Genomic DNA, 26,683 nt, shown 5'->3' with positions numbered 1-26,683 from the left:
CTCACCGCTTGCGGCGGGCGGCCGCGAACCTGTCGGCCGCCTCGCGCAGGTCCACGACGGGCGCCGGGTAGCCGAGCGCCTTGAACTCCTCTTCGGGCAGCGTCCACGGTTCGTGCACGTGCGCAGGGTCCACCTCGGCCAGTTCGGGCAGGTAGCGCTTCACGTAGGCGCCGTCGGCGTCGTAGCGCTTCGCCTGCGCCAGCGGGTTGTGCACGCGGTTCGGCCGGGTGTCGGTGCCCGTACCCGCGACCCACTGCCAGTTCATCTGGTTGTTCGCGAGGTCGCAGTCCACCAGCAGGTCGACGAAGTGCTGGGCGCCGCGCCGCCAGTCGAGGTACAGGGTCTTGCACAGGAAGCTCGCCGTGACCAGGCGGGCCCGGTTGTGCATCCAGCCCTCCCGGCTGAGCTGCCGCATCGCCGCGTCGACCATCGGATAGCCGGTGCGGCCGTCCCGCCACGCCGCGAAGTCGCTCTCCGAACGGCGCCACCGGTCGTCGCGGGTGCGGTAGTCCCTGGTCGCGGACGAGGGACGGGCGGCCAGCACCTGGTGGTGGAAGTCCCGCCACGCCAGCTGGCGGGTGTAGGCGCGGGCACCTTCGGACGCGGTGCCGACGCGGTCCAGCAGCTCGGTCACCGACACCGTGCCGAAGTGCAGGTGCGGGGACAGGTGGGAGGTCGCGTCGTCGGCCAGTGCGTCGTGCAGGTCCGCGTAGTCGTGGACGCCGGTGCGCGCCCAGCTCGTCATCAGCTCGCGGCCCGTGGTCTCGCCGCCTGCGGCCAGGTCCGGTGACGGTGTGCCGGCGTGCAGCTCCGGCAGGTCGCCGCTGATCTCGGGTGTGCTCAACCGGCCCGGTGCGCGCAGGACACCGCGCCGGTGCACGGTCTCCCACTTGCGGAAGTACGGCGTGAAGATCGCGAAGTGGTCACCGCCGCCGGACGGGGTGAGCGACAGGGGCGGGACGGCGTTGATCGACGCGTCGTGCACGTGCAGGTCCACGCCGAGCTCGCGCAGGGCCTCCTCCCTGCGGCGGGCGTGGTTGCTGACGTCGGCGGCGACGTGGACCTCGGTGACGTCGAGATCCCGGACGATCCGGGCGACTTCGTCGACGGGCTTTCCCCGGCGCACCACCAGCCTGCTCCCGCGTTCCCGCAGCGACGCGTCCAGATCGGTCAGGGAGTCGGTGAGGAACGAGGCGCGGTTGGCGTTGAAGAACGACGACGACACGATCGCGTCGTCCACCACGAACAGCGGGACGCACCGGTCTGCGGCGGACGCGGCGTGCAGCACCGGGTTGTCGTGAACCCGCAGGTCACGGGTCAACAGGGCGATCGACGTCCTCATCGGACAGCGGTACCCGGCGGACCGGTTCCGCAACCGCGCGGTCACCTGTTCGTGGAACGGCGGTTGCGGTGCCCCGGAAACGGGCAAGTGATGCGGGTGACGATCGACCACGGCGAACCTCAGTACCTCGACCGCGAGGCACAGGAGTTACTCGACCCGCACCACCACCGCGCGAGCCTGCACGTCGGCGACCAGTTCGTCGTCGATCCCGGCCAGGTCCTCGAGAACATCGCGATGGCGATGGAACGACTCGACCTCGACACCAGCACACCGGTCAGCATCGAGGAAGACGTCGCCACCCTCGAAGAACTCGTCGCGGTGGTCGACCACTTCGACAGAGGAGCGGAACTCGTCGCCCACACCCTGAACACCGCTGCCCGCGTGATGAACGCCCGCTACCCCGCGGAACTCGTCCGCCACCCGCTTCCGCCGGACTGCGACCTGCGCCGGCTGTTCCACGCGGACGTCGACGAACGCAGCCAGGACACCGCACGGGCGCTGTTCAACCAACGGCTCGCGCGGCTTTCCGACGTGCGGGACACGGAGATCGCCGTGGACCTCGACGAACTCACGTCGCAGCAGCGCATCGAGGTGTTCATGGCGATCTTCTTCCTGTACGGGACGAAGGTCGGGGCGTTGCAGAACCGGACCGGCATCCGATGAGGTGCCTCGTCATGGGCGCGACCGGACACCTCGGCTCCCGGCTCGTGCCGGAACTCCTCGCGCACGACCACGAGGTGGCCGCGCTGGTTCGCGACAGCGCCCAGTCGACGAGGTTCCCCACCAACGTGATGGTGCACATCGGTGACGCCACGGATCCGCACGCGGTCCGGGAAGCGTTGGCGGGCAAGGACCTCGTGTACTTCCTCGTGCACTCGCTGGACCGGCCGGACTTCGCCGACGTCGACCGCGAGGCCGCCGCCGTGCTGACTGCCGCCGCGGCGGAAGCCGGGGTGCGGCAGATCGTCTACGTCGGCGGGCCGCGTCCCGGTTCCGCAGGCCTCTCCGGCCACCTCGCCTCCCGGGCCGAGGTCGGCGACGTAGTGACCGCGGGCCCGGTGCCCGCCCTCGTCCTGCAGGCACCGATGATCATCGGCGCCGGTTCGACGAGCTTCGAGCTGCTGCGGTCGTCCGCGCGCGTCGTGCCCTGGGTGCCGGTGCCGTCGTGGATGCACAACACCAGCAAGCCAGTCGCCGCCGACGACGTCGTGCACTTCCTGCTGGCCGCAGCGAACCTCCCCGAACCGGTCGGCGGCGTGTACGACATCGCCGGCCCGGAGCAGCTCAGCTACCTCGAACTGGTGCAGCGGTGCGCACGGGTGCTGGGGCTGCCGGTCCGGCTGCCGCTGCCCTCACCCCTGTGGTCGCACAAGCTCGCGGCCCAGGTCGCCGGGCTCGTGACGCCGGTACCGGCGACGGTCGCGGAACCGTTGTTCGCGTCGCTCGACCACGACCTCGGGCAGTCCGGTCCGCCCGCCACCGACGTGCTGCCGCCGCCTCCCGCCGGCATGACGAGCGTCGACAACGCCATCCGCGCCACGACCGCCGCCGAGACCGATCAGTCCGACGGCGAGGTGTTCACCGAGGAACGGACCGTGCTCACCGAAGCCGCGCAGAAGGACGTGTGGAGCGCGGTGAACTCGCTGGGAGGCGACGACGGCTGGCACACGATCCCTCTCGTGTGGACGGTCCGGGGAGCGATCGACCACCTCATCGGCGGCGTCGGGCTGTACCGCGGCCGCGCACCCGAGGTCGGGGAAGGCGACGTGGTCGACTTCTGGACGGTCGTCCACCGCGACGACGAGGCGAGGCGGCTCGTCCTGCGCGCGGACATGAAGATGCCCGGCCACACGGTGCTGGACATGCGCGTCGACCGCGAAGGCGACCGCACCCGGTACCGGCAGAAGATCACGTTCACCGCGGACGGACTGTTCGGCCGGCTGTACTGGCTGGCACAGAAACCGTTGCACGACATCGTGTTCGCCACGATGGCCAGGGGGATCGTCAGGAAGGCGACGGTGCTCGGCCGCGGGTGAGTGCGGACGTGTCGCCGGCCCGGGCACGCGGGCCGAACGTCAGCAGCACCGCCACACCAGGCCTTCCCGGACAGCCGTCATGGTTGCGCGGCCAGGTCAGAGGGATGCGTCGCCAGCGGCGTCACCTCAACCGTCATGTACTGCCACAGCGGTAACGACGACAGGAACGCGTGCAGCTCGTCGTTGGACGGCACGTCGAAGACGCTGATGTTCCCGTACTGCCCGACGACGCGCCACAGGTGCGGCCACACGCCCAGTTTCTGCAGCTCCAGCGCGCGCTCCTTCTCGGCGCGCACCAGCTCGGCGCGGTCGTTGGGGTCCATGTCGTGGGGCAGGGAAACGTCCATCCGCACGTGGAATAGCACGGTCACCTCCTGGTGAAGGCCGCGACGGCCGCGGGGTCCAGCTCGATGCCGGGCCCCGGGCCGACCGGCGGGTGCAGGTCGCCGCCGTCGTGGCGCAGCGGCGTGGCCGGCGGCTCCTCGCGTACGAGCAACGGCCCGAACAGCTCGCTGCCCCACGTCACGGCCGGTGAGGCGCGGACGAGGTGCAACGACGCCGCCGTGCCGACCGGGCTCTCGATCGAGGTGCCGCCGTGACGGGGAATACCCGCCGCGGCCGCGATCGAAGCGAAGACCGCGGTGGCACGCGGCCCGCCGGACCTGGTCGTCTTCAATCCACTCGACCTCGGCGCCCGGCGCGGGCCTGCTCGACCAGTTCGACCCCCTGCATCGGCGAGCGTCAGCAGGCGGCGCGATGACCTGGTCCAGCACCGTCCACCGACCGGCTCGCTGACCCAGGTCGTCGCGGAGCCTCACGCCCCAGTGACGCCGTCGATCCCCTCGCGCAGGAAGTCCGCGTGGCCGTTGTGCCGCGCGTACTCGTGGCAGAGGTGGTTCATGACCAGCCGCAGCGACACCTGCTCGCCCCAGCGCGGCTGGTAGCCCGTCACGTCCAGCGACTCGGCCTCGCGCTCGATCCGGCGCGCGTGCTCGACCTCCGTCTGCCACGCCTCGAACGCCTCGGACCGCGTGGAGCCCGAGGCGTCGTAGGCGACCTGGTAGTCGCCGGCGTCCGACCACACCAGCGGGACGTCCTCGCCGTTGATGACCTTGCGGAACCACGTGCGCTCCACCTCGGCCATGTGCCGGACGAGGCCGAGCAGCGTGAGCGTCGACGGCGGAATCGAGCGGCGGCGCAGGTCGTCGTCGGACAGGCCGTCGCACTTCATCGCAAGGGTGGCGCGGTGGAAGTCGAGGAACGCGCGCAGGGTCTCGCGTTCGCCGGCCTGCAGGGGAGGGCTCGGGCGTTCGGTGGTCACGTGATCAGTCTGCCTTGCTCCGTTCGGGTGATGAGGGGCAACCGGTGCGGAGCGCCCCGCGTGATCGTGACGTCTTCAGTTGATTCGGGGGGATCAGAGATGCGCAGACGAGCGTTCATCGCGGCCATCGGCCTGGCGGGCACGGTGCTGGCGGCTCCGGGGGTGGCGACGGCGGACACGTGCGAGTGGGTCGTGTCCAAAGTGGCCGTGCCCGACGGGTACGACCCGCGTTCCACCAAGGTGGAAGGCACCGACAGCCACGGCGACTACGCGGGCACGTCGCTGCGGCCCGGGGAGAACACCAACGACCTGATCGTGTGGACGGGCGGGAAGCCGCGGGTCGTCCACGAGTTGCGGCACCTGCGGTCGTTGTCGATGGCCGGCGAGAACTCGTCGGGCACCGTGCTGGTCGACGGCACCATCGTCGCCGAGGGACGCCGTGCGGTCGTGCTGTACTCCGCGTCGGGAACGACGGACCTCGCCGCACCGAACGGATATCGGCTCACCGGCGCGACCGCCATCAACGAACGTGGCGACGTGCTCGGTCACGGCGAGCGGATCGCGGACGGCCGGCAAGTGGGAATTCTGTGGTCCACGATCGCGGTCGCTCCGCTGATCATCGACCTCACCACCGGCACGCCGCAGGGTCTCGACGACGACGGCACGGTGCTGCTGCGCGGCAGGGAGGGAAAACCGGGCGCCCTGTGGAAGTCCGGGCAGGTGACGTTGCTGGCCGACGAGGGCAGGTACACGTACGCGGAGGCGATCCGCGGCGGCAGGGTGGTCGGCTACCAGATCGGTGACAGGTGGCCGGAGTCGCAGGCACTGCTGTGGGACCGCGGCGGCAACGTCCGGCACGTCGACGGCGGCGGCACCGCGTTCGCCGTCAACGCGAGCGGACTGATCACCGGCGAACGGTCCACAATGGTCGGACCCGCGTCGGTCTGGCGGGACACGACCTTCCTGGGTGAACTGCCCTATCCCGACGGAGTCACGTTCGTCTCCGAGCTGTTCGTGGTGGGCGACGACAACTCGTTGTTCAGCCACGCGAGCGACTACGGACCAGTGCGGTGGACCTGTTCGTAGTCCGTGTGAGGCGCCACACCACCCCTCTCCCCGATCGGCGCTAACGTTGCCGTGAGGAGAGGGGTGGCCGATGACCCAGCAGCTCGACGAGGCCGAGTCGGCGTTCGCGGCGGCCCGGCCGAGGCTGTTCGGCATCGCGTACCGCATGTCCGGCAGCGTCGCCGACGCCGAGGACCTGGTGCAGGAGGTGTGGTTGCGCTGGCAGCTCGCGGACCGCGCCGCCGTGCTCAACCCCGAGGCTTACCTGGCCACTGCGATCACCCGGCTCGCGATCAACGAGTCGCAGACCGCGCGGGCCCGCCGCGAGACCTACGTCGGGCCGTGGCTGCCCGAACCCGTCGACACCTCCGCCGACCCGCAGGTGGGCGCGGAACGGGGTGCGGTGCTGGAGCTCGCGGTGCTGATGCTGCTGGAGAAGCTGACCCCGACCGAACGTGCCGCGTACGTGCTGCGCGAGGCGTTCGACTACCCGTACCGCGAGATCGCCGAGATCGTGCGGACCAGCGAGGTCGCGGCGCGGCAGCTGGTCAGCCGGGCGCGCAAGCACCTCGCGGACGAACGCCGGGCGCCCGTCGAGCGTGCCGAGCAGCGCAAGCTGCTGGAGGCGTTCGTGGCGGCGGCGCAGGCCGGTGACCTGGCGTCGCTCGAGAAGCTGTTCGCGCAGGACGTCGTGAGCTGGTCCGACAGCAACGGCGCGATCCGGGCGGCCGGTCGCCCGCTGTTCGGCGCGGCCTCCCTGGCGAAGATCATCTCGGGCTGGGCACCGTCGTTCTGGGCCGGCGCGGAAGCGTCGTTCGTCGAGGCGAACGGGCTCACCGCCGTGCGGCTGCGCAAGGACGACGGGACCTACGCGGTGATCACCGTGACCGCGTCTTCGGAAGGCATCGACCAGGTGTTGTGGCTGGTCAACCCGTCGAAGCTGGGCGCGTTCCAGTAGGGCTGTCACAAACCCGGAGGCTGTCCTGTCTTGGCTCGTGAACACCCCCGCAGGGAACACGAGAGGGATGGACTCCATGAGGATCGTTGTCATCGGCGGCACCGGGTTGATCGGCAGCCAGGTCGTGAAGCGGCTCGGCGAGCACGGCCACGACGCCGTGCCCGCGTCCCCGAACAGCGGAGTGAACACGCTGACCGGAGAGGGCGTCGAGGAGGTGCTCGAGGGCGCCGACGTGCTGGTGGACGTGTCGAACTCGCCGTCGTTCGCCGACGACGACGTGATGAACTTCTTCACCACGGCCACGACGAACCTGACCAAGGCCGCCGCCGAGGCGGGCGTCGGCCACTACGTCGCGCTGTCGATCGTCGGCACGGACGAGCTGCCCGAGTCCGGTTACCTGCGCGCGAAGGCGGCGCAGGAGAAGCTCATCGCGGAGTCGGGCCTCACGTACTCGATCATCCGCGCCACCCAGTTCTTCGAGTTCGCGGGTGCCATCGCGAACTCGGCCGAGCAGGACGGCGCCGTGCACCTCCCGCACGGCGGCGTCCAGCCGATCGCGGCCTCCGACGTCGCCGCGGTGGTCGGCCGGACCGCCGCGACCTCGCCGGTGAACGGCGTGCTGGAGATCGGCGGGCCGGAAGAGTTCACAATGGACGGTTGGATCCGCACGGTGCTGGCCCAGCGCAAGGACGAGCGCGAGGTCGTGGGGGACCCGCGGGCCAAGTACTTCGGCACGTTGCTGACCGGCAAGCAGCTCGTGCCGAACGCGGGCGCGCAGCTGCAGCCGACCAGCCTGCGGGAGTGGCTGGCCGCGGGCAACTGAGCTCGTGGAGAGTGCGGCCGAACGGTCGCGCTCTCCACGCTCTTCCCGCTACGCTCGGCGAAGTGTGACTCACAGATCTGGGGGGATGAGATGAGTCGAAACTTCGGCATGGCCCTGTCCGCCGCGCTGCTGGCGACGGTCGTCGTCGCCGCACCGGCCCACGCGAGCACGACCGCCGTGGAACTGGACAGACTTCCCGGCACCACCGAACAGGAAGCCGCGGCGATCAACGACGCGGGTGTTGTGGCCGGGTCCGCGACGATCGACGGTTCGACCCGTGCGGTGAAGTGGGACGCAGACGGCACGGTGTCCGCGGTCGGCGGCCCGAACACCAAGGCGAAGGCGGTCAACAGCTCCGGCGTGATCGCGGGCGAGACCAAGGTGTCCGGTGCCGCGGTCGCGGTGCGGTTCGACCTCGACGGGACGCACACCGTGCTCGGCGCGATTCCCGGGCACAACGCGGTCGTCACCGGTGTCGACGACGCGGGCGTGGTCTACGGCTACAGCCTCGAACCGTCCGGCGTCGGCGCCTGGCTCGCGGTGCGCTGGGACCTGACCGGGGTGCTGACGCCGCTGGCCGTACCGGACGGCACCACGACCAGCCAGGTCAGCGCGGTCTCCCCGAACGGCTTCGCCACCGGGTGGGTCGAGGGCGAGCGTTCGGGAGCGGTGCGCTGGAACCCCGACGGGTCGGTCACCCGGCTCCCCGGGCTGGAGGAGCACCGTCGCGCGAGGGGCACCGGTGTGAACCGGCACGGCGATGTCGTCGGCACGGCCGAGTACAGGTCGACGATGTACTCGGTGCGCTGGAACCACGACGGCACGATCATTCAGTTCGACGGCAGCGGTCGTGCGGCCTGGATCAACGACGAGGGCGTCGTGGTCAGCACCGTGGGCTTCAAGGCGGTCCGATGGAGCCCCACCGGCGAGCGCACCGATCTCCGCTGGCCGACCGGTTCCTACCTCGGCCGGGTCACGGCGATCAACAGCAGCGGGGTGGTCGTCGGCCACAGCGGCGACGGGACGATCGACCCCAAGAACGCGGTCAAGTGGGTGCTCGGCTGACCTCGGTCGGCTAGAACTTCGCGTCGCGCAACTGGCGGCGCGAAGTCACCCCCACCTTCCCGAACACCTTGCGCAGGTGCCATTCCACGGTGCGCGGGCTGATGAACAGCCGCGTGCCGATCTCCGGGTTCGAGTAGCCCTCCCGCGCCAGCCGGGCGATCTGGTACTCCTGCGCGGTCAGCTCGTCCGTCGGCTCGGCGGTCCGCTTGCGCGCCGTCTCGCCGGTCGCCTGCAGTTCCCGCATTGCCCGGTCCGCGAACGTCGGCATACCGCACGCCACAAGCGTTTCGTGAGCGGTCCGCAGGTGCTCCCGGGCTTCGACCCGTTGCCCCTCACGCCGCAGCCACTCGCCGTACAGCAGGTGCGCGCGGCCCAGCTCGCCGCGCAGGGCCGTCCGCTCGAAACAAGCGATCGACTCGGCGAACGCCGATGAATCCCCGTCCAGCGCGCGCAGACGAGCCTTGACGCCCAACGACCACTGCGTGTCGACCCAGTCCGCGGACCGTTCCAGCGCCTCGGAAATCAAGGCACTGTCGCCCGTGCGGGAGGCGGCCTCGGCCAGTTCGGACGTGATCAGGCAGCTGTAGACCAGGGAGTCCGACGCCCGCACCCGCAGGGCGGCGTCACGGGCCAGGTCGTGCCGGCCCAGTCCGTTGTGGAGGATCGCGGCGGTCCAGTCGGCGATCACGGCCAGCCGGCCCTGGCCCGCGGCCAACGCTTCCGCGCGGGCGGTACCGGCCAGGTCCTCGCCGCGGTAGGCGGCCCGCAGCAGCAGCGCGTAGCCGACGGGCGGGGTGCCGGTGACCTCCGAGATGCGCTGGTCCTCCTCGATCAACGCCTGTGCGGCGGCGGGTTCACCGGCGAGGAGTTCGTTGTCCGCCAGGAAGTTCAGCGCGAACTGCAGCTGCACGAGCGCTCCGGCGTCGCGGGACAGGCGGACCTGCTGCTGGGCGAACGCGCGGCGCGTGTCGAAGTCCCACATCTCCGTCGCGACGATGCCGCCCGCGCGGTTGCCGAACAGCCACGGCACGCGGCTGATGTCGTCGGCGCCGACTTTCAGCACGCGCACCGCGTCCAGCGCGCGCGTCATGGGCTCGACGGCCGCCGCGTAGCCGGACGTGATGCGCGTGGTCAGGGCGTCGAGGACCAGGTCCAGCGCACAGGGCGGGGTGCGGGCCGGGGGAGCGGTGCGGGCGGCGTCGGCCAGCGGGGCACCGGCCCAGATCGCGGCCGAGAGCGCTTCGAGGTGCGTCTCGCGGGCCAGGTCGGCGTCGAACGGCGCGAGCCGGCGGGCCGCGCTGAACAGCAGCGGCGCGGCGTCGGCGACCCGGCGCTGGTCGAACGCGATGTGCCCGCGCAGGTGTTCGACCTGGGCACTGCGGTGCTCGTCCGGAGGACCGGCCTCGACCGCGGACAGCAGTCGCAGTGAGGCGTCCAGCGCGCCCGCGTCCCGCTTGGCGCGCGCGGCGGCGAGCTCGCGGGAGGCCCGGCGGCCGGGTTCGGGGGTGAGCACGGCGGCCTGTTCGAGGAACGCGGCGGAGGCCAGCAGTCCGCCTCGGGCCTGCGCGCGGCCGGCCGAGTTCTCCAGGTCGGCGGCGACCTCCTCGTCCGGCGCGGCGGTGCCCTGCGCCCGGTGCCACGCGCGCCGGTCCGGGTCGATGGCCGGATCTGTCACGTCGGCCAGCGCCCGGTGCACGCGCAGCCGGTCCACGGCGGACGCCGACCGGTACACGGCCGAGCGCACCAGCGGGTGCCGGAACTGGACGCGCGCGCCGAACTCGATCAGTCCCGTGCCCAGCGCGGCGGCAGCCGGGTCGGCACCCAGCCCGAGCAGGCCCGCCGCCTGCCACAGCAGGGTCGCGTCCCCGAGCGGTTCGGCCGCGGCGGTCAGCATCAGCAGCCGGGTGTCGGCGGGCAGCGGCGCGATCTGCCGGGCGAAGCTCCGCTCGATGCGGCTGGTCAGCGGCCCCGCGTCCAGCCCGTCCGCCGCCTCGCGCGGCAGCTCCAGCAACGCGAGCGGGTTGCCGCGGGCCTCGGCGACGATCCGGTCGCGCACCCGGCCGTCCACCGGTCCCTTGATCACCGACTCCAGCAACGCGCGGGCGTCTGCGTCGTCGAGCCCCCGCACGAACAGCTCGGGCAGCCCGTCGAGGTAGTCGTTGCCCTCGCGCAGCACGAAGACCAGCGCGATCCGTTCGGCGAGCAGGCGCCGGGCGACGAACCCGAGCACCGCCGACGACATCGAGTCGAGCCACTGCGCGTCGTCCACCAGGCACACCAGCGGCTGCTCGTCGGCGACCTCGGCGAGCAGCGTCAGCACCGCGAGGCCGACCATGAACCGCGTCGGACGGGGCCCGGAGGCCATCCCGAACGCCGTGCCGAGCGCCTCGCGCTGGGGTGCCGGCAGCCGGTCCAGCCGGTCGAGGAACGGCACGCACAGCTGGTGCAGCCCCGCGTACGGGAACGCGCTCTCGGACTCGACGCCCGCGGCCCGCGCCACGCGGAAACCCGAGGCCCGCGTCGACACCTGGTCGAGCAGCGCGGTCTTGCCGATCCCGGCCTCACCCCGCAGCACGAGCACCTGACCAGCACCGGACCGCGCCCGCGTGAGCAGTCGTTCCAGCGTTTCGCCCTCAGCACGTCTGCCGAGCAGACCTTCGTCCGACACGGGGCCGAGCCTACGGGCCAGGGGGTGACCAGGGTGTTCCACGGGTTCGAGCGACCCCCTTGCGGGAGCAGTCTCATGTCATCGACGAATGAAGGAGATGAACCCCGATGGACTACAAGTTCGAGGTGACCGTCATCCCGGTCAGCGACATCGACCGGGCAGTGCACTTCTACAAGGTCCTGGGCTGGCGCTTCGACGCCGAGTTCGCCGACGACGAGGGCTACCGCCTGGTCCAGTTCACGCCGACCGGGTCGCCCGCCTCGATCATCTTCGGCACCGGCGTCTCGAACGCCGAGCCGGGCAGCGCCGAGGGCATGCACCTGATCGTCGACGACATCGAGGCCGCCCGCGACGACCTGCTCGCCCGCGGCGTGCAGGTCAGCGAGATCTTCCACGACAAGACCGGCGTCTTCCACCACGCCGGCACCACCGGCCGGGTCACCGGCCCGGACCCCGCCCGCACCAGCTACGGCTCGTTCGCCTCGTTCAGCGACCCGGACGGCAACGGCTGGGTCCTGCAGGAGGTCACGACGCGCCTGCCGGGTCGTGTGTGATGGCTCGCGACTACGACGTGATCGTCATCGGCGGCGGCTCACCCGGCGAGCACTTCGCCGCCGCCGTCGCCGAGGGCGGGCTGCGGGTGGCGGTGGTCGAGCGCGAGCTGCTCGGCGGCGAGTGCTCGTTCTGGGCGTGCATCCCGTCCAAGACCCTGCTGCGGGCCGGTGAGGCCGTGGCGGCGGCCCGCGAGGTGCCGGGCGCCCGTGAGGCGGTCACCGGCGAGATCGACGCGAAGGCCGTGCTGGCGTGGCGCGACTTCATGGTGTCGTCCTACGACGACGCGGGCGGCCAGAGCTGGGCCGAGAGCGCCGGGATCGACGTGCTGCGCGGCCATGGCAGCATCGCCGGGCCGGGGACCGTCGCGGTCGGCGACCAGACCTACACCGCCGACCACATCGTGCTCGCCACCGGCTCGTCGGCGTTCCTCCCGCCCATCCCGGGCCTCGCTGACCTGGACGTGTGGACGAACCGCGAGGCCACCGGCGTCCAGGAGATCCCGCGCCGGCTGCTGGTCCTCGGCGGCGGACCCGTGGGCGTCGAGATGGCGCAGGCGTTCCTCAGCCTCGGCTCCGAGGTCGCGCTGGTCGAGGGCAACGACCGGGTGCTGCCCCGCGAACCGGAGGCGGCCGGGCGGGTGCTCACCGAGGCGATGGCCGCACAGGGCATCGAGCTCCACCTCGGCGTGCACGTGCGGAAGGCCTCGTTCGAGGACGGGGAGTACGTGCTCGACCTCCCGGACGGCACTCAGCTGCGCGGCGACAAGCTCCTCGTCGCCACCGGCCGCCGCCCGCGCGTCGAAGGCATCGGCCTGGACACCGTTGGTGTGGAAGCCAATCCGCGCGGCATCGTCACCGACGAGCGGATGAACGTGGCGGACGGCATCTGGGCGGTCGGCGACGTCACGGGCCAGTGGAACCTGACCCACGTCGGCAAGTACCAGGGCCGGGTGGCCGCCGCGAACATCCTCGGCACACCGTCCGAGGTGGACTACACCGCCGTTCCCCGGGTCGTGTTCACCTCTCCGGAGGTCGCCGCGGTCGGTGCGGCGGAAGGGAAGTACACCGCGACCGCTCACCTGTCCGGTGTCGCACGCACGGCCACCTACACCCGTGAGTACACCAAGCCCGGATTCCTGACCCTCGTGTCCGACGGAGAAGTCCTCACCGGCGCCTACGCCGTTGGCCCGGAAGCCGGCGAGTGGCTGCAACAGGCCACCGTCGCGATCCGCGCGAAGGTCCCGCTGTCCGTGCTGCTCGACGTCATCCAGCCGTTCCCCACCTTTTCGGAGGCGTTCCTCAACGCGCTCCGCGACCTGGCGAAGGAAGTAGCGAAGTGAAGAACCTGACCGAGATCGACATGAAGCTCGAGGTCACCGTCATTCCCGTCACCGATGTCGAGCGCGCCAAGGAGTTCTACACCCGCCTCGGCTGGCGCCAGGACGTCACGCCGTCGTTCGTCGTGCAGTTCACCCCGCACGGTTCGAACGCGTCCATCCACTTCGGTGAGGGCGTCACGACCGCGGAACCCGGTTCCGGCAGGCACTTCCTGATCGTCGCGGACGTCGTCGAGACGCACGAGGCGTTGCTGGCGGCCGGGATCGAGGTCGGCCCGCTGTTCCACGGGGGCCCGGACGGCCCCGTCGAGGGCGCCGACCCCGAACGCCGCAGCTACGTCACGCGTGCCGAGTTCGCCGACCCGGACGGCAACACGTGGATCCTGCAGGAGGTCACGACCCGGCTGCCCGGCCGCGTCGACGCCGACGACACGTCCTACGACTCGATCACCGACCTCGCGGCGGCGTTGCGCAGGGCCGCGGTGGCCCACGGCGAGCACGAGAAGCGCAACGGCGGGGAGTTCGACGAGAACTGGCCCGACTGGTACGCCGAGTACATGGTCAAAGAGCAGACGGGCGAGCAGCTCCCGCAGTAGGTTCGGGCGGGTGGACGAAGAAATCGCAAGAGCGCTGCGCGGAACGCCGAGTCCCTTGGCGTTCCGCGCGCTTTGTGCCGCGGTGACGAGATCCGGCGAGGATCTCCTTGCGTGGTGCGAGGAACAGCTGGCGTCCTGGCCGGACGAGACCCGGCAGGCGCCGTACTCCTGGATCGCCGCGCTGCAAGCCGGTTTCACCAAACCGGTGTGGCCGCTGGTTCGCTCCCTCGACATGCGCGCTGGCCGCGACGGGATGCGCACGCTGGCGCTGCCGGATCCGCGGACCCGTCCCGAGGTGCGTGCGGTGAGCGAACTGAAGCTCGCCTGGTTCGGTCACGACCAGCTGGCGGCCCTCGCGGAGACCGCGGACCACTGGGAACACCTGCGGTCCGTGGACATAGCGGGCCTGTGGGAGTTCGACGGCGAGGCGATCGCCCGGTTCGCGGCGAGCGAGGCGGTGACCAGGCTCGAGTCGCTGGTGCTCGTGCGGATGTGGGAAGACCTGTGGAACTTCGAGGTCCCCCCGTTGCGCCTCGACCGGCCGGCCCGCCTGCGGCGGGTCGGCCTGCGCGCGCCCGACCTGGTCCACCTGCTGCGCAACGGGTTCGCTCCGGAGCTGAGGTCCGCGGACGTGCTCGTGGCGAGCGCCGACGAGGCACGTGAGCTGGCGGCGTGCGAGGGTGTCGCCGCACTGGAGCGGCTCGCGATCGGGTTCCGTTGTGGCAGGGACGGCAGATCGCCGTTGTCGGGACCGTACTTCGGCAACGTCATCGAGGCGGACGAACTCGCGTGCGAGGAGTTCTTCTCCCGCGCGGAACTCCCGAACCTGCGCAGTCTCGCGGTGCACGGCTACCACATCAGCGCGGGCAGCGAAGGGCTCGGCGCGCGTGGTGTGGCGGCGGTGGTGGACAGCGGTGTGCTCGGGCGACTCACCGAACTGACCCTGGGGACGCTTCCGGTCGGCGACGACACGATCACGCGGGTGCTCGCGGCCACCGACGCCGCGATCATCGAGAAGATCGCGCTGACGAACCTCGTCGCCACCGACCGCACCGCGGACGCGTTCGCCGCGGAGTACCCGAGGTTGAGCCACCTCGACCTCAGCAACAACAACCTCGGCCCGGACGGCGTGCGGACGCTGTTCACCGCGCACATGCCCGTTCTCGAACACCTCGACCTCGGCGGCAGCACGAGCGGGTCGCCGCACTACAGCCGTCCGTCGGTGCAGCCGATCGGGGACGCGGGCGCGCGGCTGGTACCGGCCCACGTGAAGCACCTGAGGCTCGCGACCACCGGCCTGACCCAGGCCGGCTTGAGCGCGGTGCTGGAACTTCCGCTGGACACCCTCGACGTGGCAGGCAATCCGTTGTGCGGACTGCCTTCCGGACCGCACGCGGCGTGGCAGACCCTGCGCGGCCTGAACCTGGACGACTGCGCGATCGGTGACCTGGAACTGCCCTCGGAAGCGCCGTTGCTGGAGAGCGTCTCCCTGGCGCACAACAACATCGGCTCTGAGGAAGCCCGCGTGCTCGCACGTTGGCAGGTGCTGCCCCAGCTGTGGGAACTGAACCTGCACGAGAACGTCATCCGCGACGACGGACTGGTCGACCTCGCCAAGTCCCGTGCGGCGCAACGGCTGCTGGAGCTCGACCTGGAGCAGGACGTCTGGACGGCGCACCGCCGCCGGCACAGCGCGCCGCTGCCGGCCGAGGTCGTGGCGCAGGAGTCGTTCCCGAACCTGGACGCGCTGCACCTCGGTGTGACCGACGAATACCACGGCTCGCGCGTGTCGTGCGGGTTTCCTCCCGAGCAGCACGAGGAGCTGATCAGGACCGGGCGACCCGAGCTCGCCGCGTTCCTCGCGCACGTCGAGCCCTACGGGTACCGGCCGGACGAGAACCGGGACCCCGACCCGCGCACGGACGACTTCCGGTCCAGGCGCCTGGAGAGGTACGGCCAGGACTTCGCCAAGGCCCAGGAGTTCGCCCGCGAACTGGCCTCGGGTGGTGTCCCTAGGGGCCGTCCCTGATGTGTCCGGGCCCCACCGCCGCTTACGTTCTCCCGCAAGTGAGGGAGGCCCGATGAAGGCGATCGTCCAGGACAGGTACGGCTCGGCGGACGTGTTGGAACTGCGGGAGGTCGAACGGCCCGTGCCCGCGGCCGGCGAGGTGCTGGTCCGGGTGCGGGCGTCGTCGGTGAACGCCGCCGACTGGCACATCATGCGCGGTGACCCGTACTTCGCACGGCTGTTCCTGGGGTGGAAGGGACCGAGGACGCGGATCCGGGGGATGGACTTCGCGGGCGTGGTCGAGGAGGCCGGGCCGGGGGTGGGCGGCATGGTGCAGGTCGGGGACGAGGTGTTCGGCGAGGTCGAGGGGTCCTTCGCCGAGTACGTCCGGGTGCCCGCGAACCTGGTGCAGCACAAGCCGTCCAACCTCACGTTCGAGCAGACGGCGACGCTCCCGCTGGCGGGCAACACCGCGTGGATGGGTCTGAAGGACGTGCGGGCCGGTCAGAAGGTGCTGATCAACGGCGCGTCCGGCGGGGTCGGGCTGATGGCGGTGCAGATCGCCAAGGCGCGCAAGGCGATCGTCACCGGCGTGTGCAGCACGCGCAACGTCGAGCAGGTGCGCGCGGTCGGCGCCGACCACGTCGTCGACTACCGGACCACGGACTTCACCCGCTCCGGGCAGCGCTACGACGTCGTGTTCGACCTGGTGGGGAACCGGTCGATGGGTGAGCTGCGGGCGTTGCTCACCGAGGACGGCACGCTGGTGCTGTCCGGTGGCGGGAGCTTCACCGGCGGCGTGCTGTTCGGCCCGTACCGGCTGATCATCCAGGGCAAGCTGCTCGCGTCGTTCTCCCGGCAGCGGCTCGTGGTGCTGGAGGCCAAGCCCAGCAAGGAGAACCTGGCCGCGTTGCGGGAGCTCGCCGAGTCCGGGCAGCTGGTGCCGGTGATCGAGCGGACCTACCCGCTCACCGACGTGCCGGACGCCATCCGGCACGTCGAGTCGAAACACGCGCGAGCGAAGGTCGTCGTGACGGCCTGAGCGCCCTATCGTTGGGGTGGAAATCAGTTCCGAGGGGGGAACGAGATGAAGTCCATCCCGGCGTTTCCGCACCACATCGCGGAGATGAAGGACGGCGCGCTCGCCACGGCGGACGCGTACGGCACGTGGTTGCGGTCGTTCTACGACGTCCGGGCGCGCTGGCACCGGCGGTTCTACCGGCTGAGCGGGACGCTGGTGATCCTCGCCGGCGCCACGCTGCCCGTGCTGACGACCCTCGACTATCCCGGCAAGGACCTGACTGTCTCGCTCACGGGTGTCCTGGTCGCCGGGCTGGTGGGGCTGCGCGCGTTCTACCGGTGGGACCAGTCGTGGATCCTGCTGCGCAACAGCGAGATGGCCGTGACCGCCGCCTACCTCGAGTGGAAGACGACGCCGGGCAACTTCCCGGCCTCCGACGACGTGGACCAGCGGGCGGTGCAGGAGAAGGCCGCGAGCGCGTTCATCGACAAGCTCGGCGAGCTCCGCCGGCACGAGGCGACGTCGTACTTCAAGGACCTGTCGTTCCCCGACATGAACGGCGCCAAGACCTGATCTGGTCGTGGTCCGGCGGGCGGTAAATCGCTGGATTTCTCGCGGGGGATGCGCCCACGATGCCGCCATGGTCGAGGTACGGGTCACCGGCGGAACTGTTCGCGGTACCACCGAGCAGGGGATGGCGGTGTTCCGCGGCATCCCGTTCGCGGCGCCGCCGGTGGGATCCGCGCGGTTCGCCGCGCCGCGACCGGTCGTGGCGTGGGACGGCGTGCGGGACGCGCTGGAGTTCGGGCCGCCGCCACCGCAGGCCGCGGTGTTCGGCATGGACGGCATCGGCTCGGCCGGCGACGAGTGGCTCACGGTGAACGTCTGGTCGCCCCGGGGCGCCGGTGACCTGCCGGTGATGGTGTGGATCCAGGGCGGCGCCTACACGGTCGGCATGTCCGGGCTGCCCGACTACGACGGCGCGCGGCTCGCGTCGGGCGGTGTCGTCCTGGTGACGTTCAACTACCGCGTGGGCATCGAGGGGTTCGCGCTGATCGAGGGCGCTCCGGCGAACCGCGGCCTGCTGGACCAGGTCGCCGCGCTGGAGTGGGTGCGCGACAACATCCGCGCGTTCGGCGGTGACCCGGCCCGCGTGACGGTCTTCGGCCAGTCGGCGGGCGGTGGTTCGGTGGCGGCGTTGCTCGCCATGCCCCGCGCCGCCGGGCTGTTCCACCGCGCGATCGCGAGCAGCGTGCCGGGCACGTTCTTCGGTCCCGAACTGGCCTCCGAGATCGCCGCTGTGTGCGCAGCCGAACTGGGGTTGCGCCCGACCGCGGCGGATCTGTCCACTGTGGACGCCGAACTGCTGCCGGCCGCGGGTGACGAGGTGATGGCCAAGATGCGCCAGTTCTCCCGCTGGGGACAGGTGGCGCAGAAGATGATCCCGTTCGCACCGGTGGTCGACGGGGACGTGCTGCCGGTGACGCCGTGGGAGGCGCTCAAGTCGGGTGCCGCGCGGGACGTCGAGCTGCTCGCCGGACACACGGTGCACGAGCAGCGGCTCCTATCCGTGCTGGAGGGCCTGGTGGGCACCGTGACGCCGGAGCAGGCATCGGCGGCGTCGGAGCTGTTCGCTCCCGGCCTCGCCTATCCGGATCTGGAGCCCGAGGAGTTGTTCGAGCTGGTGTGCTCGGACTGGCTGTTCCGGATGCCGTCGGTGAAGTTGGCGGAAGCCCAGGTGGCGGCCGGTGGCCGGGCGCACGTCTACGTCGTGGCGTTCGAACCGACCGAGGCGTTCCGCGCGTGCCACGGGATTGACGTGCCGCTGGTGTTCGGCAACCTCGACCGGGGGCAGTCGGCCGCGGTGCTCGGCGAGGTCACGCCGGTCGTGCGGGACGTGTCCGCGCGGATGCGGGCGGCGTGGACCGGTTTCGCCGTCGATGGTGATCCGGGGTGGCCCGCGTACTCCGCCGACCGCCTGACGCGGGTGTTCGACGTCCAGGACGAGACGGCGCCGTACCCGGAGGAGCGGTCGCGGTTGATCTGGCAGGACCACTCGTTCGACGCGCTTTCTCTTGCGGGGTAACCCGTTAGGCTTGCCCGGGAACAACTCTGGGGGAGTGGGAATGACGTTAAACCGCAGGTCCGTGCTGGCCGTGTTGGCCGCCGGGGCCGCCGCACCGCTGGTGGGCTCGGTGCCCGCCGGCGCCGAAGCCGCCCTGGCCGAGGGGGACGTGATGTCGTTCGCACGTCAGCGCATTCCCGGCCTGGTCGCGTTCGGGGATCCGGACTGGTTTCCGGACCCCGTGCGCGGGGCGCTCACCGTCGAGGCGCTGCCGGGCGGGCGCACGAGGGTGTCCGACGCGAAAGGGGTGCTGGCCACGCTCACCGCGGGTGCCCGCAGCGTGGCCGTGCGCGGTGCGCGGCGGTCGTTCAGCGAGCAGAAGCGGCCGTTCTCCGATCCGTTCGCGCGCACGTCGACCGGCGGGTGGGGCATGTCCCCGGGCGGTGGCCGCTGGGTGAGCACGAACGGCGAGCCCGCCGACTACTCGGTGGCACCGGGCAGCGGCATGATCCGGTTGCCGCAGAACAACTCCAGCTTCTTCGTGACGCTCAACGACCCGGCGATCGGCGACTTCGACTGCGCCGCGACCGTCTCGCTGGACACGGCGCCGGTGGGAGCGGACACGTCGATCGCGCTCACGTTCGGGTACCAGAACTACGACAACCACTACCGGGCCCGGCTCGCGTTCAGCCCGGCCGGTCCTGTGCGGCTGAGCGTCGAGCGCGAGCAGGACGACGTCGTCACGACGGTGGCCGCGGGGATCGAGGTCGGTGCGGGGACCGGCCGGTGGCGTGTCCGCGTCGCCCGGTCCGGCAGCACCTCGCAGGCCAAGGCGTGGCGCGAGGGCACGACCGAACCCGGCTGGACGCACGTCGTCCAGGACGCCACCTTCGGCGCCGGCAAGCTCGGCGTCCGCGCGATCGCGTCGAAGGGCAGCACCGCCGTGCCGAGCCGCGCGCTGGTGCACGAGTTCGCGGCGAGCGGCACGTGGGTCAGGCCGCCGGTCGTCACGCACGACACCTGGGTCCGGCTGCTGCCCGCGCCGTTCCAGGGATGGAACGCGGAGACCGACGTGCGCGTGCGGGCCTGGGCGACCGACGTCTCGCCGGACGCGCTGGCGTACTGCGCGATGCTGCAGACGGGCGCGGCGCCGTACCGGGAGAACGGCGTGCAGGTGCTGGGCGAGTCCGGCTACGGGCCGCTCGACCCCGACGGAACCCGAGTCGAGGGCGCGGACTTTCACGAGTACATGGGTGTCGCGTGGACTTTCCCCAACGGCGACCAGCGGCCCGCGCCGGCCGAGCGGTGGCACCGCACGCTGGACTGCTCGGGCCTGGTCCGCATGGTGTTCGGCCACCACCTGGGCGTGCCGATGATCTTCACCGGCCCCGGCGACGGCACCGTGCTCCCGCGCAGGTCACGGGACATCGGGCCGACCGGTCCCGGTGTGGTCGTGCACGGCGACGGGACTTACGCCGACATCCAGCCGGGCGACCTGGTGGTCTTCGACGCCGACGAGGAGGAGGTCACCGGACGGCTCGACCACGTGGGCGTGTACTTCGGGCGCGACCAGGACGGCCGGTACCGGTTCGCCTCCAGCCGCAAGACGGTGAACGGGCCGACGATCAGCGACCTCGGCGGTGCCTCCACTGTGGACGGCACGGGCACGTACGCGCGGTCGCTGCGGATCGTCCGCCGGGTCTGACGGGAATACCTGTGTCCCGGAGGCGTTGTACGCGTCCGGAAGGGAGGTTCTCCGATGAACGAGTTCTCCGTGCACGACAGCACGATGTTCAACGCCTACCAGCCGAATGGTGAGGTGGCGGCAGATCGCTGGGTGACGGTCAGGCACCTGTTCGACTCCGGCCACGTGGAGACTCCCGCCGAGAAGTGGGAGCGCGCGCAGCTGCTGTTCGAGTCCCGCGACTACATCAGGGCCGCCGAGCTGCTGGCCGCCGTCGCGGACGAGGTGCCGTTCCAGACGGACCTCCGCCTGCTGCTGGCCCGTGCCTACTACCACTCGGCGCAGCTGGGCAAGGCCGAGGCGCAGCTCCGCGTGATCGTGGACCGCGACCCGGTCGAGCACTACGCCCACCTGCTGCTCGGCCGCACTTTGGAGCGGCAGGGCAGGCCGGAGGAGGCCGCGCCCTGGCTCCGGCTGGCCGCCGCCTTCGGTGGCGACCTGGCCGAGGTCTAGTTCGCCGCTTCGGTGGAGGCCTGGCTGAGGCTTGGCCCGCCGTACTCGGTGGCGCCGCGGTTGAGGTCTACTCCGCCGCTTTCGGTGGTGGCGTGACCGAGGCTTGGCCGCCGCTTTCGGTGGTGGTGCTGGCCGAGGCTTGGCCGCCGTACTCGGTGGTGACGTGGCTGAGGTCCAGTCCGCCGCTTCGTTAGTGACGTGGCTGAGGCGTGGCCCGCCGCCCTCGGCGGCAACCCGGCCGAGGTCCAGCCCGCCGTCTTCGGTGGCGACCTGGCCGAGGCCTAGCGAGGTGAACGAGGGCGGCCGCCCCCAGGCCGGCCGCCCTCGAAGTCTCACCCGACGTCCGGCCCGGCGAACGTGCGCGGCAGTCCCTGCGCCGGCCGCCTTGGAAGTCTCACCCGACGTCCGGCCCGGCGAACGCGGGCAGCTACCCCTGCGCCGGCCGCCCTCGAAGTCTCACCCGACGTCCAGCTTGGCGAACGCCCGCAGCAACCCCGGCGCCGCCCGGCTGGCAAGCCGGGCCGCCTTCGCCTCAACCGTCACCGGCACGACGGGCTTGTTGCGACGCACCGCCCGCACGATCTGGGCGGCAACACCCTCGGGGCCGAAGCCACGCCGGGCGTAGATCCGGGACGCGCGGTCCTGCTTGCGGCGTTCCTCCTCGGCGCTGACGCCGGAGAACGTCGTGGTCGCCGTGATGTTCGTGTTCACCACGCCGGGGCAGATGGCGCTGACGCCGACCGCGTGCGGTGCGAGTTCGGCCCGCAGGCAGTCCGACAGCATGAACACCGCCGCCTTGCTGGTGGCGTACGCGGAGAGGATCTTCGACGGCAGGTAGGCCGCCGCCGAGGACAGGTTCACGATGTGGCCGCCCTCCCCGCGTTCGACCATCAGCTCGCCGAACGCCCGGCAGCCGTGCACGACGCCCCACAGGTTGACGTCCAGCACCCGTTGCCACTGCTCGGTCGTGGTCGACAGGAACGACCCGGAGTGGCCGACACCGGCGTTGTTCACGACCACGTCGGGCACGCCGTGCTCGGCGGCGACCTGCCGCGCCCATGCCCGCACGGCCTCCTCGGAGCGCACGTCGACCTCGTAGGCGTGGCCGTCGATCAGGCCGGCGGTCTCCTTGGCCGCCGCGAAGTCCACATCGGACACCACGACCTTCGCGCCCGTCTCGGCGAACGCCACCGCGGTCGCCCTGCCGATGCCGCTGCCACCACCGGTGATCACGACGAGCTCGCGCTTCGGTGTGGAGTCCGTGACGAACTCGCTGATCATCCGCGCGACCGGCTCCGGGTGGCTCAACGGTGCCCAGTGGCCGGCCGCGATCCGGCGGCGCGTGAGCGACGGCACCCAGCGCTCCAGGTCGAGCGGTTCGGTGCGGATGTAGCGGTCGTGGATCGGCTGGACCACCTGCACCGGCATGAGGGCGAAGCGTTGCCGGGGTGAGCGCATGACCTGCCGGATGTTGGCCCGGTACAACGAGATCCCGCGCGCCGCGTCCGTCGTGATCGTGCGCGCGGGCTTGACCCGCACGCCCTCCACCCGCTGCAGCACGCCTCCCCAGCGCGGACCGAGGTAGAGCCGCCAGAACAGCGGCGCGAGCACCGGCACGTGGAACGCGCCGATGTACCAGGAGCGGAAGAACTGCCGGATGTGAGCGATCGACAACCGCTTGCGCGACCAGTGGCCCATGTGGTCGAGGCACGGCCCGGAGACCGAGGTGAACGTGGCGATCCGCGCGCCGGGGGTGGTCACGGCCTCCCACGACTGGATCGAACCCCAGTCGTGCCCGACCAGGTGCACGGGCTCGTCCGGGCTGACCGCGTCGATCACCGCGAACAGGTCCGCCGCCAGCCGGTCGAGCCGGTAACCGTCCTCAGTGGACGGCGCGGTCGACTCACCGGCCCCGCGCACGTCGTAGGTGACGACCCGGAAGTCCTTCTCCAGCAGGGCGGCCACGCGGTCCCAGACCTCGTGCGTGTCCGGATACCCGTGCACCAGGACCACCGTCGGCCCGGACGTGCCGCGCACCTGCACGGCGAGGTCGACTTCCCCGGAACGCACCTTCACAGCTCCTCCAAGACGAGTCGGTCACCGGTGGGCCGATCCACGCAGATCCGCACGCCGCCGACGTCGCACGTGCCGCAGAACCCCTGCCGGCACGAGTAGGCGACCGACGGCCGGAGATCCCTGATCACGTCGAGCGCCGACCGGTCGGCCGGCACGTCCAGGGATACCCCGCTGCGCCGCAGTTCGACCGTGAACGGGCGGCCGTTCACGATCGGCGGCGGACTGAAGCGTTCGAAGTGCAGCCAGCGCGACGAGAACTCGGCGCGCACCTGCTCCAGCATCGACGCCGGCCCGCAGCAGTACACCGCGCCACGGGGCGAAGCGTGCCCGAGCAGGGGAGAACCACGCCCGATCCGCACGTCGACGCGACCGGCCGGCAGCTCGTCCAGGAACGGCATCGCCGCCCTCGACCGCCCGCAGTACACGAGCCGCCAGTCGAGACCGGCCCGCGCGGCCGCGTGCACCATCGGCAGGATCGCGGTGATCCCGATGCCGCCCGCCACGAACAAGACCGGCCCGATCCCCGCGAACGGGAACGCGTTGCGCGGTCCGCGCACCTGGATCCGGTCGCCGGCCCGCAACGCCTGCACCTCGCGTGACCCGGCGCCGACCTCGCGGACCGCGATCCGGTAGGTGCTCTCGCCCGGATCACCGCACAGCGAGTACTGCCGGCGCAGGCCAGAGGGCAGGTGCAGGTCGACGTGGCAGCCGGGTTGCCAGTCGGGCAGCGCCGGTCCGCCGAGGCGGAGGCTCACGACCCCGTCCGCGATTTGTGAGCGTTCGACAACGTTGAGCCACAAGGCATCCCGCGCGACACCAGGTCGCGCCCGGCCGCCGAACCGGGTGACGGCGGAGTCGTAGAGGGTGCCGAAGCGAGTGAGGCCGTTGAGCATCAGTGCGCCTCGCGCGCGGCGGGGGAGGAGGCGAGGTACGCGATCGCCTGCGTCGTCGACCCCTCCTGCTTCGGGTGGTAGGCGGGGTGGAAGTACCGCAGGAACGCGCGGAGGATCTCCGACAGCTTCGGCAGCAGCCCGCGCCGCCCGGCCCGCATCGACTCCCGCCAGGTCAGCCGCACCTTCGTCGTCTTGTCCGCGCGCACCATGAACCGCGCGCCACGCACCCACAGCCAGAACAGCACCGGCGCGACCAGCAGCATCGTCCGCGCCCGGCGCACGTACCGGCGGTCGAGGTGGCACATCAGGTCGTACGCGACGCTGCGGTGCTCGACCTCCTCGGCCGCGTGCCAGCGCAACAGGTCCAGCATCACCGGGTGGACGCCGGCCCGGTCCAGTGCGTCGGCGTTCAGCATCCAGTCGCCCAGGTAGGCCGTGAAGTGCTCGACGGCGGCGACGATCGCGACCCGTTCGATCAGCTGCTCGCGCGCCTGTTCCGCGTCCAGGCCCGGCTTGGGGCCGAGGATGCGCTGGAACACGTGCTCCATCTGCCGCGTGAACGGCCGCGGGTCGAGCCCGTTGGCGAGCAGGTGGTCGAGGACCTCGCTGTGCGCCTCGGCGTGCATCGCCTCCTGCCCGATGAACCCGAGCACGTCCTCGCGCAGCGTGTCGTCGGTGATCAGCGGTACCACCTGATGGAACGTCCGCACGAACCAGCGCTCGCCCTCGGGTAGCAGCAGGTGCAGGACGTTCATGACGTGCGTGGCCACCGGCTCGTCCGGGACCCAGTGCATCGGCAGGGTCGACCAGTCGAACCGCACGTCACGCGGCTGCAGGACGAGGTTGTCCGGCTCCATCGCAGTACCTCCGCCGACTCCGCCGCCAATTGCTACGCGCCCGTAGCTTTGTGAAAGCTACGCCACCGTAGCAATATGATCCCGTGAACACAACGCGTCGCAAGTACGCCCGCCGCCTGCCGCCGGAGCAGCGCCGCGAGCAGTTGCTGGACGCCGCCTTGAGCCTCATCCCGGCCGGCTTCGACACCGTCACCATGGAGTCGGTCGCGAAGCAGGCCGAGGTCACCAAGCCCGTGCTCTACGACCTGTTCGCCAACCGCGGCGAGCTCATCGGCGCCCTGCTCGAGCGCGAGGCGGGCCGCGCCACCGAACAGGTCCTCGCCGCCCTGCCGACCGACTTCGCCACCCGGTCCCCGGACGACGCCTTCGCCGACGCCGTCCGGGTCTTCGTGACGGCCGTGGTCGAGGCCCCAGACCGTTGGCGCCTGGTGCTCCTACCGCCCGAGGGGACCCCTCACGAGTTCCGCGCGCAGGTCGAACTCGTGCGCGCGGGCGTCCTCGCCCAGATCGAGGACCTGGCCGCCCTGGGCCTGAAGGAGCTCGGCCGCCTGGACGACCTCGACGCGGCCCTGCTCGGCCACGCGATGCTCGCCCTCGCCGAGATGTCCGGCCGCCTGGTCCTCACCGACCCGGAGAAGTTCACGCCGGACCGGCTGGCGGCCTTCGTGACCCGGATCGCCCACGGCCTGCGCTGAGCACGGCCCGCGAGTGGAGCGACGCTCGCCGGTCGTTCATCCCCGCCCGGTCCGGACGTGCGTGAGCACCGCCAGCCCGGTCGGGTCGAGGTTCATCGACACGTCGCAGCCCGGCAGTAACGCCCGGATGGCGCGGTCGTCGCGTTCGACCGCCGACCAGTCCATGAGGTGCTCGAGCGTCCACTTGAACGGGTTGCCGGGCTTGATGCTGGTGAAGTAGAACGTGCCGCCGGGCCGGCAGAGCCTGGTCAGCACGGCCTCGGTGAGCCGGACGGCCGCGCGGTCGTTGAGGTAGCCGTACAGGCCGTTGACCAGCACCAGGTCGAACGGGCCGAGCTCGGCGAGCTTCGGGAGCGCGCGGAACACGTTGCCGGGCACGGCGGTGGTGAACTCGTTGAGCAGCCCGAGCCGCTTCTGGGCCAGCTCCAGCGCGTCCGGGTCGACGTCGGTGAGCACGAACCTGTCGCCGGGCCGCACGATGCCCGGAGGGATGAGCCGCAGGTCGGGGGCGGCACCGGCGGCGACCACCAGCACCGAACGGGGGCCGTTGCGCGGCGCGGTCAGCACGTCGCTGATCAGCCGGGCCTGGTGCATCACCCGGTTGCGCTGCTGCTGGGTGATCGCCGAGCTCTGCAGGTTCGTCTCGACGTGCCAGCCCAGCGTGCCGGGCGCGGCCTCGTTCGCCTGCGCCACGACGTGCTCGACCAGCCGGAAGTCGCTGGGATAACCGCGCGCCCACTCGTTCTCGTCGCGCATGAAGGGTGAGCGTGAACATGCCGACCGCGCGGGCTGCACGATCGCGGCGATGTCCTCGTCCGGGATGCCCGCGAGCACGCTCTCGCCGATCTGCGCGCCGAGCGTGCGCAACCTGCCTCCGACCAGCATGTGCGCCGCCGGATCGGTGAGGTCGAAGTCCCTCTCGCTGCGCAGGAAGCCGTCGACGGCGTCGCTGAGCCGGTGCAGGACGTCAGTGGTGTGCGGGAGCACGGTCATCGAACACTTCCTCGGTGCGGCAACGGTTCCAGAGCCTGTCAGGCGGAGCGGCTGATCAACAGGGTCTTTCGGGTAATACGGGGAAAACCCTGCCCCGGTTCGCGAGCTGGCCT

25 protein-coding genes are annotated in these 26,683 nt (G+C 71.3%); 16 read left to right on the top strand and 9 right to left on the bottom strand.

What is annotated here, in order from left to right:
* Position 1: 1 nt before the first annotated feature.
* Entirely contained in the window at positions 2-1,342 is a 1,341-nt protein-coding gene (locus tag IEY88_RS27770; protein WP_189157784.1) for a cryptochrome/photolyase family protein, read from the bottom strand.
* 96 nt (positions 1,343-1,438) lie between these two features.
* Between IEY88_RS27770 and IEY88_RS27765 the strand changes: the two genes are divergently transcribed.
* Together IEY88_RS27765 and IEY88_RS27760 are read left to right on the top strand one after the other, a co-directional pair.
* Entirely contained in the window at positions 1,439-2,005 is a 567-nt protein-coding gene (locus IEY88_RS27765) for a hypothetical protein (RefSeq protein ID WP_189157783.1), read from the top strand.
* A gap of 11 nt (positions 2,006-2,016) precedes the next feature.
* Positions 2,017-3,378 carry a DUF2867 domain-containing protein gene (locus IEY88_RS27760; protein ID WP_189157782.1) on the top strand — a complete coding sequence of 454 codons (1,362 nt, stop codon included), beginning with the start codon at positions 2,017-2,019 and terminating at the stop codon, positions 3,376-3,378.
* A gap of 77 nt (positions 3,379-3,455) precedes the next feature.
* Here the strand turns inward: IEY88_RS27760 and catC are convergent, their stop codons facing one another.
* The 3 genes from catC to IEY88_RS27745 all read right to left on the bottom strand — a co-directional run bounded on the left by catC (position 3,456) and on the right by IEY88_RS27745 (position 4,699).
* The gene (gene catC / locus IEY88_RS27755) at positions 3,456-3,743 is read right to left on the bottom strand and encodes a muconolactone Delta-isomerase (protein WP_189157840.1); all 288 of its coding nucleotides are present in this window, start codon (positions 3,741-3,743) and stop codon (positions 3,456-3,458) included.
* A 2-nt stretch (positions 3,744-3,745) separates the two neighbouring features.
* Positions 3,746-4,054: an enolase C-terminal domain-like protein gene (locus tag IEY88_RS27750; protein WP_229693825.1), complete on the bottom strand. Its 309-nt coding sequence runs from the start codon at positions 4,052-4,054 to the stop codon at positions 3,746-3,748.
* A gap of 138 nt (positions 4,055-4,192) precedes the next feature.
* Positions 4,193-4,699, bottom strand: coding sequence for a DinB family protein (locus IEY88_RS27745; RefSeq protein ID WP_189157781.1), 507 nt, complete (start codon positions 4,697-4,699; stop codon positions 4,193-4,195).
* 99 nt (positions 4,700-4,798) lie between these two features.
* Between IEY88_RS27745 and IEY88_RS27740 the strand changes: the two genes are divergently transcribed.
* From IEY88_RS27740 to IEY88_RS27725, 4 genes are all read left to right on the top strand, one after another.
* Positions 4,799-5,785 (top strand): hypothetical protein, encoded by a 987-nt coding sequence (locus tag IEY88_RS27740; protein WP_189157780.1) that lies wholly within the window; start codon positions 4,799-4,801, stop codon positions 5,783-5,785.
* Between the two features lie 70 nt (positions 5,786-5,855).
* Positions 5,856-6,722, top strand: a complete 867-nt coding sequence (locus tag IEY88_RS27735) for an RNA polymerase sigma-70 factor (protein ID WP_189157779.1) — start codon at positions 5,856-5,858, stop codon at positions 6,720-6,722.
* Positions 6,723-6,798: 76 nt separating this feature from the next.
* Entirely contained in the window at positions 6,799-7,545 is a 747-nt protein-coding gene (locus IEY88_RS27730) for an SDR family oxidoreductase (RefSeq protein WP_189157778.1), read from the top strand.
* Between the two features lie 90 nt (positions 7,546-7,635).
* The gene (locus tag IEY88_RS27725; protein WP_189157777.1) at positions 7,636-8,610 is read left to right on the top strand and encodes a hypothetical protein; all 975 of its coding nucleotides are present in this window, start codon (positions 7,636-7,638) and stop codon (positions 8,608-8,610) included.
* Positions 8,611-8,620: 10 nt separating this feature from the next.
* On the opposite strand, the gene IEY88_RS27720 is transcribed toward IEY88_RS27725, so the two are convergent.
* Positions 8,621-11,278, bottom strand: coding sequence for a helix-turn-helix transcriptional regulator (locus IEY88_RS27720; RefSeq protein WP_189157776.1), 2,658 nt, complete (start codon positions 11,276-11,278; stop codon positions 8,621-8,623).
* 107 nt (positions 11,279-11,385) lie between these two features.
* Between IEY88_RS27720 and IEY88_RS27715 the strand changes: the two genes are divergently transcribed.
* The 9 genes from IEY88_RS27715 to IEY88_RS27675 all read left to right on the top strand — a co-directional run bounded on the left by IEY88_RS27715 (position 11,386) and on the right by IEY88_RS27675 (position 21,056).
* On the top strand, positions 11,386-11,832 hold the full coding sequence (locus tag IEY88_RS27715; protein WP_189157775.1) for a VOC family protein: 447 nt from the start codon (positions 11,386-11,388) through the stop codon (positions 11,830-11,832).
* Positions 11,832-13,172, top strand: a complete 1,341-nt coding sequence (locus tag IEY88_RS27710) for a dihydrolipoyl dehydrogenase family protein (RefSeq protein WP_229693824.1) — start codon at positions 11,832-11,834, stop codon at positions 13,170-13,172. Before IEY88_RS27715 ends, IEY88_RS27710 begins: the two co-directional genes overlap by 1 nt.
* Positions 13,169-13,765, top strand: a complete 597-nt coding sequence (locus tag IEY88_RS27705; RefSeq protein WP_229693823.1) for a VOC family protein — start codon at positions 13,169-13,171, stop codon at positions 13,763-13,765. The genes IEY88_RS27710 and IEY88_RS27705 overlap by 4 nt, the downstream gene beginning before the upstream one ends.
* 10 nt (positions 13,766-13,775) lie before the next feature.
* Positions 13,776-15,794 carry a leucine-rich repeat domain-containing protein gene (locus IEY88_RS27700; RefSeq protein WP_189157773.1) on the top strand — a complete coding sequence of 673 codons (2,019 nt, stop codon included), beginning with the start codon at positions 13,776-13,778 and terminating at the stop codon, positions 15,792-15,794.
* 52 nt (positions 15,795-15,846) lie between these two features.
* Positions 15,847-16,815, top strand: a complete 969-nt coding sequence (locus IEY88_RS27695; protein ID WP_189157772.1) for an NAD(P)-dependent alcohol dehydrogenase — start codon at positions 15,847-15,849, stop codon at positions 16,813-16,815.
* A gap of 45 nt (positions 16,816-16,860) precedes the next feature.
* A complete protein-coding gene (locus IEY88_RS27690) occupies positions 16,861-17,367 on the top strand; it encodes a DUF4231 domain-containing protein (RefSeq protein WP_189157771.1) in 507 nt (168 codons plus the stop codon).
* Between the two features lie 67 nt (positions 17,368-17,434).
* Entirely contained in the window at positions 17,435-18,880 is a 1,446-nt protein-coding gene (locus IEY88_RS27685) for a carboxylesterase/lipase family protein (protein ID WP_189157770.1), read from the top strand.
* A gap of 40 nt (positions 18,881-18,920) precedes the next feature.
* Positions 18,921-20,564, top strand: coding sequence for an NlpC/P60 family protein (locus IEY88_RS27680; RefSeq protein ID WP_229693822.1), 1,644 nt, complete (start codon positions 18,921-18,923; stop codon positions 20,562-20,564).
* Between the two features lie 54 nt (positions 20,565-20,618).
* Complete coding sequence (locus IEY88_RS27675) at positions 20,619-21,056, top strand: tetratricopeptide repeat protein (RefSeq protein WP_229693821.1); 438 nt, start codon at positions 20,619-20,621, stop codon at positions 21,054-21,056.
* 456 nt (positions 21,057-21,512) lie between these two features.
* Here the strand turns inward: IEY88_RS27675 and IEY88_RS27670 are convergent, their stop codons facing one another.
* The 3 genes from IEY88_RS27670 to IEY88_RS27660 are packed head-to-tail and all read right to left on the bottom strand — an operon-like array spanning position 21,513 to position 24,882.
* Entirely contained in the window at positions 21,513-23,126 is a 1,614-nt protein-coding gene (locus tag IEY88_RS27670; protein ID WP_229693820.1) for an SDR family oxidoreductase, read from the bottom strand.
* 2 nt (positions 23,127-23,128) lie between these two features.
* The gene (locus IEY88_RS27665) at positions 23,129-24,025 is read right to left on the bottom strand and encodes a PDR/VanB family oxidoreductase (protein ID WP_189157768.1); all 897 of its coding nucleotides are present in this window, start codon (positions 24,023-24,025) and stop codon (positions 23,129-23,131) included.
* Positions 24,025-24,882: a metal-dependent hydrolase gene (locus IEY88_RS27660; RefSeq protein ID WP_189157767.1), complete on the bottom strand. Its 858-nt coding sequence runs from the start codon at positions 24,880-24,882 to the stop codon at positions 24,025-24,027. The genes IEY88_RS27665 and IEY88_RS27660 overlap by 1 nt, the downstream gene beginning before the upstream one ends.
* Positions 24,883-24,965: 83 nt before the next feature.
* On the opposite strand from IEY88_RS27660, the gene IEY88_RS27655 reads away from it, so the two are divergent.
* Positions 24,966-25,577, top strand: a complete 612-nt coding sequence (locus IEY88_RS27655) for a TetR/AcrR family transcriptional regulator (protein WP_189157766.1) — start codon at positions 24,966-24,968, stop codon at positions 25,575-25,577.
* Positions 25,578-25,613: 36 nt separating this feature from the next.
* Here IEY88_RS27655 and IEY88_RS27650 read toward each other — a convergent pair whose 3' ends face one another.
* Positions 25,614-26,570 carry a class I SAM-dependent methyltransferase gene (locus IEY88_RS27650; RefSeq protein WP_189157765.1) on the bottom strand — a complete coding sequence of 319 codons (957 nt, stop codon included), beginning with the start codon at positions 26,568-26,570 and terminating at the stop codon, positions 25,614-25,616.
* Positions 26,571-26,683: the final 113 nt, after the last annotated feature.

Source organism: Lentzea pudingi, assembly GCF_014646255.1.
Classification (GTDB): Bacteria; Actinomycetota; Actinomycetes; order Mycobacteriales; family Pseudonocardiaceae; genus Lentzea; species Lentzea pudingi.
This window is presented reverse-complemented; position numbering and strand designations above follow the sequence as displayed.